Annotated in this window: 10 protein-coding genes; 9 read left to right on the forward strand and 1 reads right to left on the reverse strand. The window is 68.7% G+C overall.

Annotation, left to right across the window (positions count from 1 at the left end; translation table 11 throughout):
- The 3 genes from E4P43_RS19275 to E4P43_RS19285 all read left to right on the forward strand — a co-directional run.
- A partial coding sequence (locus E4P43_RS19275; RefSeq protein ID WP_135147131.1) for a heavy metal translocating P-type ATPase occupies positions 1 to 1,574 on the forward strand: 1,574 nt, incomplete at its 5' end.
- 5 nt (positions 1,575 to 1,579) lie between these two features.
- The gene (locus tag E4P43_RS19280; protein ID WP_135147132.1) at positions 1,580 to 2,044 is read left to right on the forward strand and encodes a DUF6153 family protein; all 465 of its coding nucleotides are present in this window, start codon (positions 1,580 to 1,582) and stop codon (positions 2,042 to 2,044) included.
- An 86-nt stretch (positions 2,045 to 2,130) separates the two neighbouring features.
- A complete protein-coding gene (locus E4P43_RS19285; RefSeq protein ID WP_135147133.1) occupies positions 2,131 to 2,739 on the forward strand; it encodes a DUF305 domain-containing protein in 609 nt (202 codons plus the stop codon).
- 53 nt (positions 2,740 to 2,792) lie between these two features.
- Here the strand turns inward: E4P43_RS19285 and E4P43_RS19290 are convergent, their stop codons facing one another.
- The gene (locus E4P43_RS19290) at positions 2,793 to 3,200 is read right to left on the reverse strand and encodes a four-helix bundle copper-binding protein (protein WP_135147134.1); all 408 of its coding nucleotides are present in this window, start codon (positions 3,198 to 3,200) and stop codon (positions 2,793 to 2,795) included.
- A 261-nt stretch (positions 3,201 to 3,461) separates the two neighbouring features.
- Between E4P43_RS19290 and E4P43_RS19295 the strand changes: the two genes are divergently transcribed.
- The 6 genes from E4P43_RS19295 (at position 3,462) to E4P43_RS19320 (ending at position 8,901) form a co-directional block, all read left to right on the forward strand.
- The gene (locus E4P43_RS19295; protein ID WP_135147135.1) at positions 3,462 to 3,908 is read left to right on the forward strand and encodes an NYN domain-containing protein; all 447 of its coding nucleotides are present in this window, start codon (positions 3,462 to 3,464) and stop codon (positions 3,906 to 3,908) included.
- A 236-nt stretch (positions 3,909 to 4,144) separates the two neighbouring features.
- Positions 4,145 to 5,212: an SAVED domain-containing protein gene (locus E4P43_RS19300; protein WP_209313976.1), complete on the forward strand. Its 1,068-nt coding sequence runs from the start codon at positions 4,145 to 4,147 to the stop codon at positions 5,210 to 5,212.
- Between the two features lie 85 nt (positions 5,213 to 5,297).
- Entirely contained in the window at positions 5,298 to 6,326 is a 1,029-nt protein-coding gene (locus tag E4P43_RS19305) for a nucleotidyltransferase (protein ID WP_167759256.1), read from the forward strand.
- Between the two features lie 15 nt (positions 6,327 to 6,341).
- Entirely contained in the window at positions 6,342 to 8,087 is a 1,746-nt protein-coding gene (locus tag E4P43_RS19310) for a ThiF family adenylyltransferase (RefSeq protein ID WP_135147136.1), read from the forward strand.
- 295 nt (positions 8,088 to 8,382) lie between these two features.
- On the forward strand, positions 8,383 to 8,604 hold the full coding sequence (locus tag E4P43_RS20975) for a DUF2188 domain-containing protein (protein WP_348522240.1): 222 nt from the start codon (positions 8,383 to 8,385) through the stop codon (positions 8,602 to 8,604).
- A gap of 3 nt (positions 8,605 to 8,607) precedes the next feature.
- Positions 8,608 to 8,901, forward strand: coding sequence for a hypothetical protein (locus tag E4P43_RS19320; protein WP_135147138.1), 294 nt, complete (start codon positions 8,608 to 8,610; stop codon positions 8,899 to 8,901).
- The last annotated feature ends 741 nt before the right edge of the window (positions 8,902 to 9,642 follow it).

The following is a 9,642-nucleotide window of genomic DNA, read 5'->3' on the forward strand; positions in this document are numbered from 1 at the left end:
GCGATCTGCTGCTGATTCGGCCCGGCTCGAAGATCCCCGTGGACGGCGTCGTGGAGGACGGCGAGTCCGAGGTGGACGAGTCCATGGTCACCGGCGAGAGCCTGCCGGTGCACAAGGCCACCGGCTCGGAGGTCATCGGCGCTTCGGTCAACACCACCGGCACCCTGCGGGTGCGGGCCACGAAGGTGGGCGCGGACACGGCGCTGGCGCAGATCGTGGCGCTGGTGCAGCAGGCGCAGAACTCCAAGGCGCCGGGCCAGCGGCTGGCCGACCGTGCCGCCTTCTGGCTGGTGCTGGTGGCGCTGATCGGCGGCGGCCTGACCCTGGCGGTGTGGCTGTTGGCGGGGGCTTCGTTCGCCATGGCCATGCTGTTCGCGATCACCGTCGTGGTCATCACCTGCCCCGACGCGCTCGGTCTCGCCACCCCGACGGCGATCATGGTCGGCACCGGCCTCGGCGCCCAGCGAGGCGTGCTGTTCAAGAACGCCACCGCGCTGGAGACCGCCGCCCGGATCGACACCGTGGTCATGGACAAGACCGGGACCCTGACCAAGGGCGAGCCGGAGGTCACCGACGTGGTCGTCGAGGGCATGGCCGAGGAGGAGTTTCTCGCTCTCACCGCCGCCGTCGAGCGGGAGTCCGAGCACCCGCTGGCCGAGGCGGTCGTCCGCGAGGCCGACGCGCGTGGCGTTCCGGTCTTGGTCGCCGAGCGGTTCCGCAACGTGCCCGGTCATGGCGCGAGCGCCGAGGTCAACGGCCGTCGGGTGCTGGTCGGCAACGCCAAGTTGATGGCCGACGAAGACGTTGACCTCGGCACTCTGGGTGCGCGTCGGGACGAGTTGGCGGGCAGTGGCCGGACGGCCGTGCTTGTCGCGGTCGACGGCCGCGCCGCCGGGGTGATCGCGCTGGCCGACGCTGCGCGGGAGACCTCGGTCGCGGCCGTGGCCGCGCTGCACGAGGCCGGGGTGCAGGTGGTCATGCTCAGCGGCGACAACACCGCGACCGCGCGGCGGATCGCCGACCAGTTGGGCATCGACACCGTGATCGCCGAGGTCCTGCCCGGCGACAAGGCCGCCAGGATCACCGAGTTGCAGCAGGCGGGCAAGCGGGTGGCCATGGTCGGCGACGGCGTGAACGACGCCCCGGCGCTGGCCCAGGCTGACCTCGGCATCGCCATCGGCGCGGGCACCGATGTCGCGATCGAGACCGCTGACGTGGTCCTCATGCGGTCGGACCCGCTCGACGTGCCGATCGCGTTGCAGATCGGCCGGGGAACGCTGCGGAAGATGCGGCAGAACCTCGGGTGGGCGATCGGCTACAACGCGATCGCGCTGCCCATCGCTGCCGGGGTGTTCGAGCCCGCGTTCGGGCTGGTGCTGCGGCCCGAGATTGCGGCACTGTCCATGTCGGGTTCGTCGTTCCTGGTCGCGGTCAACGCTCTGCTGCTCAAGCGGCTGCGGCTGCCCGAGGCCCCGGAGGCGCCCGCTGCCGAACCGGCGGCGCCCCGAGCCCCGGAGCCGGGTGTCGCGCTGACCCGACCTAACCTGAGATCAACGACGCGAGGACGGAGGTGAGCAGCATGCGTGGGCGACGAGGGTGGGTCCTGCTGCTGCTGGCCGCCGTCTTCGCCATGCACGGCCTCCAGTGCGCCGCTGCGGACTCCGGGACCACGACCGCTGGGCATGGCACCGTCCACACGACCCCGGCCGAGCCCGACCCTGTGCTGCACGCGGCCGGGGTCGGCCCGGTGATGGAGTCGGCCGCCGCCATGACCGCCGCCCCCGCTGCCGCCGTCGTCGCCGGGACGGCGATCGGCATGTCCCTCGCGGCAGGCCACGACAGCACGCCGCACACGGCCGGGCACCTGTGGGCGGTGTGCCTGGCCGTCCTTGCCGCCGGGCTCGCCGCGATGCTCCTGGTCCTCACCGGGCGCCTCACCGAGTTCCGACTGCCACGCACCCGCCGCACCCCCGGCAGCCCCTGGGCCTGGCTGCGTCCACCCCGGCCGCCGGACCTGTACTCCCTCTGCCTGATGCGGATCTAGGCCGAACGTCGCGCTTCTCGTCCCCAGCCTCGCGGCTGCGGCGACGCCTTCGCACGTTCCCTCAGACCCGTATTCAGGAGATCGACATGACCCGCAAGACCACCCTGCTCGGCGCTGCCATCCTCGCTGGTGCGCTCGCGCTCACCGCCTGCTCGGATGACTCCGTCGCCTCGCACACGGACTCAATGGGCAGCGGCAGCGCCGCATCGACCAGCACGTCCGCCAGCGAGGAGGCGGCCTTCAACGACGCCGATGTCACCTTCGCCCAGGGCATGATCCCGCACCACCAGCAGGCCATTGAGATGGCGCAGATGGCGTCCGAGCGGGCCGAAGACCCGCGTGTGCTCGACCTGGCCAGTCGCATCGAGGCCGCCCAGCAGCCCGAGATCGAGACCCTCACCGGCTGGCTGAAGGAGTGGGGAGTCGAGGACAACGGCATGGGCGGCATGGACCACGGCGGCGGAATGATGTCCGAGGACGACATGAACGCCCTGATGGCCGCCTCAGGCGCGGAGTTCGACCGGCTGTTCCTGGAGCAGATGATCGAGCACCACACCGGCGCCGTGGAGATGGCCACGACCGAGGCCGGTGAGGGCCAGGACACCGAGGCGCTGGCGATGGCCAACGACATCCGCGACACGCAGAACGCAGAGATCGCCGAGATGCGGCAGTTGCTGACCGAACTGGGCGGCTGAGCCCCGGCCCGGCGGCGGCGGGCGCCCCGCTGCCGCCGGGCACCGGCCGGTGATCAGCCGAGGCTGGCGATCAGGTCGCGGCACGCCTGCTCGCAACGGCGGCACGACTCGGCGCACACCCGGCAGTGCTCGTGCATCGAGGCGTGCTGCTCGCACTCGTCCCCGCACGCCTTGCAGGCCGCCGCGCATGCCTCCAGGACCGCGCGGGTGAGGTTGGCGTCGTAGCCGGTGTGCCGCGACAGCACCCGCCCGGTGGCGTCACAGATGTCGGCACAGTCGAGATTGGTGCGGATGCACTTGATCAGGTCCGCGACCATGTCTTCGCTCAGGCAGGCATCCGCGCAGGCGGTACACGCCTGGGCGCACTCGACGCACGCCTCGATGCAGGCCCGCAACTTGTCCTTGTCGACCCCGCCGAGGTCCTTCGGGTAGGTGTCCAGCATCTGGGCGGCGACAGTCATGAGTCCTCCTCGGGTTCGAGCGGTCGACGGCTCGGATGCCGTCGGCACGGGGCCTTCGTGACGGACGCCTACCCGGACGCGGCCGTCCACTACCGACTCGATCAGGACCTCCCAATGCTCGCGTCGCTGAGGTCCCCAGCCCGTGCAGAGGGCCTGACCGCACCGACCGCTAACGGCTGACCAGGCGAAACTGTCGGGGGCTTGGTCCACCGTCCGGCCATGTCCTCCGCGAGCGCAGCCGCAGGCCCGGCGTCCGCGCCCGTGGCCGCTGCGGTCGCGTTGCTGTGGGACCTGGACAACGTGTCGGTCTCCCGCGACGACCTCCCGGATCTCGCCCGAGCCCTCGCCGCGCTCGTCCCACCGCAAGCGCCTCGGATCGTCGCCGCCCACTACCGCGCTTACCGCACCCACCGCGACATGCTCGCCGAGCAGTCATTCCGCGTTCTATGCGGCGGCAACCAACCCGAGGGCACCGACGGCGTGCTCCTCCGACAGGCCCGACGGCTACGCCGCAAGCGGGGAATCGGACAGTTCGTGCTCGCGAGCAACGACCGCGACTTCGCCCGCATCGCCACCTTCGGCAGCCTGCACGTGGTCACCCTCGATCCCACACGGCTGAGCGCGCGGCTGCGCGACCGCGCCAACGCCGTCACCGTCCTGGCCCGCGCACCCGCAGGATGGCGGACTACGACCGTCGAGCCGTCATAACGAGCGGCCCAGTCCGCTCCGCAACAGATCGCCACCCCGCCGGGTGCCGGACCGGAGGCCAGGCCACCGCGACGAGGTGTACTCGGCTCACCACGGAGCGCCCAGTTCTGTCAGACCCTCCCCGTACCGTCGAGGTCATGGCGTCGAAGCAGGTCCGGGACTCCTCCGTCAAGCGGGGAGACATCAAGGACACGGTCCGCCTCGCCGTCTGGGCGAGGGCAGCCGGGTGCTGCGTCATGTGCTCCACGACGCTGCTCGGCAGCCGGTCCTACCTGCACAGCGTGCTGGTAGGCGAACTGGCCCACAACGTTGGTGCCACCGCGACGGAGGGCTCCCCGCGCGGTCTCGCCGAGGACATCGTGGACCGGGAATCCGAAGAGAACCTCCTCCTGCTCTGCCACGCCTGCCACCGGCTGATCGACAACGAAGACCACGCGCCGTACTTCACGACCGATCGGCTTCGCGCCCTGAAGAAGAAGCACGAGGACCGGGTCCGGGTGGCGGCGACGAGCGGCGGGATGCGACGCACCGCCGCCCTGCGCGTCGGCGGACTGGTCCGCGGAGCGACCGCCCTGGCCTCGCAGCGGCAGACCGCCGACGCGCTCCTGACCGACGGGTACCTCGGCCTCGTCGACAGCCGCTGGCGGGGCGACTTCCTGTGCACGATCGCCGGTGACCCGAGTCGCTCGTCCTACTGGCGCGCGGCGCAGGAGGAGATCGACGACACGCTCGGACTCGTCGAGCAGTCCGTCGCCAGCGGCGAGGTCGAGCATCTGTCGATCTTCGCGATCGCCCCGATCCCGCTGCTGGTCTATCTGGGCTCTCGACTGGACGACAAGACCGACACCCGGCTCTACCAGAAGCACCGCGACGGCGATCAGGGCTGGCGCTGGGACGCCACCGCCCCGATCCACGACTTCTCCACCAGCGCCACCATCGGCGCCACCCCCACCTCGGAGGTCGTGCTCGCCGCCTCCCTCACCGCCGAGGTCCAGAAGAGCAACCTCCCGGACGCGCTCCAGGGGCTGCCCTACTTCGAGATCCGGCCCGAGGCCGATCGCTTCGGTCCCAGCCTGTTCTCGCACCCCGACACGCTGCGGAACTTCGCCGACCGCTGGCGGACTCTGCTTGCCGAGGTCGAAAAGACCTGCCCCGGAGCGACGAAGTGGCACCTCGTCGCCGCCGCACCGCTGACCCCGGCCATCGAGATGGGACGCGCCTTCATGCGCGGCGCCCAGCCACCCACCGAGGTGTACGAGCGGCACAACGGCACCTACACGCCCGTGGTTCAGGTCAACACGTGACCGATCACCGCCTCGATCGAACCCACACGGCCGGAACGGACAAGCCGGTCACCGCCTCGCCAACGATCGCCACGGGGGATGCCCGATGAAGCACACGGACTACTTCAGCAACTTCCTGAAGAACACGGTCAACCTCAGCCAGTTCAACCTGGACCTGCTCGCCGACCGGGTCGACGCGATCTACGCGGCCCTCAAGGCGGACCCGGACCTCGGCCCGCGGATCATCAAGAAGATCCCGCAGGGGTCCTGGGACCAGGAGACGATCATCAACCCGCAGAACGGCAAGCCGTTCGACGCGGACTTCCTCCTCCAGATGAAGGAGGAGGCCGACTGGTCAGACGACGTGCAGGAGTACATCAACGCCGTCTACCGCGTCATCCACCGTCACTCGGTTTACGGCGAGATGCCGCACAACCGCAAGTGTCGGTGCGTCTACGTCGAGTACGCGAACAACAAGATGCACGTCGACATCGTCCCGTACGTGATCCTGGGCGACGGCCGCCAGGTGATCATCAACCGGGACGAAGAGCAGTTCGAGACGACCAACCCGTCCGGCTTCACCCAGTGGATGAAGGACAAGGACAAGATCGCCAATCGCAACCTGCGCAAGGTGATCCGACTGCTGAAGTTCCTGCGCGACCACAAGAACTCCTTCACCGGCACCAGGTCGATTCTCCTCACCACCCTCCTCGGCGAGCAGGTCTCCGAGTGGAAGAAGATCAGCGACCCCGGCTACTACAGCGACCTGCCCACCGCCCTGCTGCACATGGTCAGCGACCTCGACCAGTGGCTCCAGGCACGGCCCATCAAGCCGTCGATCGTCGACCCCTCCAACCCGTCGGTCACCTTCGACCACCGCTGGAGCCAGGAGACCTACGCCTACTTCCGCGACCGCATCCACGCCCATGCGGGCGAGATCCACGACGCCTACCACGAGACCGACGAGGAGAAGAGCGTCAAGAAGTGGCAGGCGCTCTTCGGCGACAAGTTCCAGGCGCCGGAGTCCTCCTCGTCGAGCACCAAGTTCGGCGACGCAGGAGCAGCAGGCGGGGTCACCGGCGGGAACGAACCCCCCGGCACCTCCTCATCCGGCCGCTCCGGTCGAGCCGGGTAACGAGCCACACCGTCGGTGACCAAGCGGAAGCCCAACCAGTTCACGGACTGGCAGAAGACTGCCGTCCGTGAACTGCGCGCAGTCGCAGCCGCCCTCCCGGAAGACCTGCAACTCCTCGATCGACCCCGGCTCACCGACCTCGGACTCGTTCAAGCGCGCATCCGGCTGCGAACCGGCGACCTGCCCCGCGCGCCTCGCGGTCTCCCGCTGCGCGAGCGGGAGGAGTTCCTGCTGCGGATCGGCCCCAACCGGCTATCACCGCCGCTCGTTGAGGTCGACCACGACCGCTTCCTCGGCTACCCGCACGTACTGCAAGGACGGCGGCTCTGCACCTACCTCGATCCCGCGCGCGAATGGAACCCGCAGCGAGGGTTCGCCAGCGCGATCGACCGACTGCACGAGTGGCTGGCAGACGCCGCAGCGGCCCGATTCAACCCCGACGCGGCCCTGTTCCATGCCGTCGGCGGCATCCTCCACCTCACGCCCGGCACCCCCACCATCGTCGTCCGCGAGTCCGGCAAGCCCGTCAAGGCACAGCCCGCCGTCCTCACCGTGCGATCGGCGCACCGCCAGGACCTCCACTACGGCGCCGGTCATCCCGACCAACACCGGACCTTGGTCTTCCAGGTGACCGACCCGCTACCCCTCGGGGCGGGCACCCGACTGCACGACCTACTGACCCTGCTCGACACCACGATCGCGCCCGGCGCCTTCGCCGCTCCGCCGCCCCTACCTCAAGCAGCGGCCTTCCTCACGGCGCTCGCGGCTGCCGCCAGCCGAAACCCGGCGGGCACACCCCAAGCGTTCATCCTCGCGATCCCGCACCCCACCGGGGGACCACCCCACCTCCTCGCGGGCCGACTGCCCGCCGCCGCAGCCGACGAACTCCGCCTACGTGTCCAAGACCGAAGCGACCCCATCATCGACATCAACGCCGAGACGCTCGACAACCAGACACCCGTGGAGTGGTGCACCGTGTCCGACGAACGGGACAGCGTCACAACCCGACGCGACACCAACCGCCCCACCAACGCCTACCAAGGCAAGACCATCCACATCTGGGGCTGCGGGGGCCTCGGCTCTTGGATCGCCGAGTTCATCGCCCGCGCGGGCGCGAAACGCCTCATCCTCTGCGACCCCGGCACCGTCACCGGAGGACTCCTCGTCCGTCAGGACTTCACCGAGGCCAACATCGGCGAAGCGAAAGCCGAAGCGCTGCGCCAGCGCCTCTCGGCCATCAGCGACGACATCACAGTGGAGGCACACACCAGCGTCATCCCGGACGACCTCGCGACACTCCTGGGCGACACCGACCTGATCATCGACGCCACCATCTCCCGCGCCATCGGCCAACTACTCGACCAACTGGCCCCCGCCTCAGATCGCCCGCTGCTCGCCCAGGTCGCAACCGATGCAGGCACCAGCACTCTCGGACTGCTCACCGTCAGCGACCGCACCCACCCCTCAGGGCCGAACACCATCGACCAGCAGACCGGCAAGACGGTCACCGCCGACGGCGCGCTGGAGCCCTTCCACACCTTCTGGAAGGACGTGTCCACCCAGGACGAACTCATCCCAACCCGAGGATGCTCCGTCCCCACCTTCCACGGCTCCGCCGCCGACATCGCCGCCGTCGCCGCCAGCCTGACCTCCATGCTCGGCAGTCACCTCGCCAGCACCGAGCCGGTGTCCGGCACACACCTGATCGGACTGCCGCACTCACCCGCAGGACCGTTCCGCCGCTTCATCCCCGCCACCTGAACCCGCCGAGGGACTCGATGCCGCCGTCTGTCGGGCCGTGAAACTCGGAGTGACTCTCGGATGCAACTCGACAGCTGATGGGAAATGTGAAGGTAAATGAGACTGGAATCGCGGCTGCGTGAGACTCGAATAGCGTATCGGTGAGACTCCGATGTGACTTGAGTGAGACTTGAATAACGCAGCGATACCGCTGGTGACGTTATTGCGCTGCCGGTGGGTATCGGCTCCAGTTCGTCACCTGGCAGAACTAGTCGTGGAAGGGGTGAGGTAGACGGTGGCTGAGAAGAATCGGCATGTGGTTCCCGGTAAGAACGGTGGCTGGGATGTGCGGGCGCCTGGCGCTTCGCGGGCGAGTGCGCACACTCGGACGCAGGCCGAGGCGACTGATCGTGCGCGGGACATCGTCCGCAACGCCGGTGGTGGTGAGGTCCGTATCCACGGGCGTGACGGCCGGTTGCGGGACTCGGACACGGTGGCTCCGGGGAATGACCCGAATCCGCCGCGGGACCGTAGGTAGGTCATGGACGGCTGGTTGTGGACGTGGAGCGGTGCATCGTTCGGTTTTCGTGACGGTGATCAGCTGTTCCGGCAGGACGGTTCGCATGTCGGCAAGTTCGTCGAGTCTGAGGTGTTCGATGCTCGGACGGGTCGGTATCTCGGCGAGGCTGTTGATGAGCGGCTGATCTGGAAGGTGAGCAAGGCGCACAAGGTGCGTTCTCCGCCGAGTCCTCGGGTCCGGAGCGCGCGGTCGCCGAGGTCGCCTCGAAGTCCGCGGGTCATGCGGGTGGGCTACGAGGACTGGCCGCTGGTGTGAAGAGGTGCCTGCGGGGAGTGATGGCTTGGCTGTCGTTCCCCGCAGGCGGCTTCTGCGTTGCAGAGGACGTAGCGCTCGGTACCGGCGTTGAGGGTCGGTTAATGACGAGCAGCTGAGTATGCGTCGGGGTCCGTCCCCGCATTTGCGGCGGTCTTAGCTGCGACGCCCGGGGGTCTCGCTTGGCGTTGCTTATCGGGTTGGGAACCCCGCCGGAGGTGTCGACGGCGCTCGTGCGGCGTTTTGTTGCCTCGTATGGCGGGGACGCCAACCGTTCAGTTCAGGCTTCATCTTCGTGAGGGCTTTGATGCCGTCGCGAGTGCAGACGGCCATCTGTGGTCACCTCTGGCGTCCGTTTATTGGTGAACTCGATCATGTGCGGACGGCAGACTTCGAAGACCTTCTCGTCAACTGTGTTGGGCCCCCAGATGTATGCGGTTGTCTGGTCTGCGCCGGGGCAGTCAACCTCTGCGCAGGGCTTGGCCGGCTTTGTCATGTGCTCATGGTGCTGCAATGAGGGGTAGGAGTGCGCGGGACGTGCCGTGTACTCGCTTCTTCCCGCCTTGCAGCAGCGGGCGAGAACTCGGAAGCGTTTCGTGCGCCTTGGGCGAGTTGTCGGGACTGCTGCACGAGTAGGTGACATCTGATCTGTGGTGCCGTGAGGCGCCGCTGGAAGGATGTTCACCGTGCCCAAGCCCTACCCCAAGGAGTTCCGCGACGACGTCGTGAACGTTGCTCGCAACC

Origin of the sequence: Blastococcus sp. TF02A-35 (assembly GCF_004571075.1) — a bacterium.
Taxonomy (GTDB): Bacteria; Actinomycetota; Actinomycetes; order Mycobacteriales; family Geodermatophilaceae; genus Blastococcus.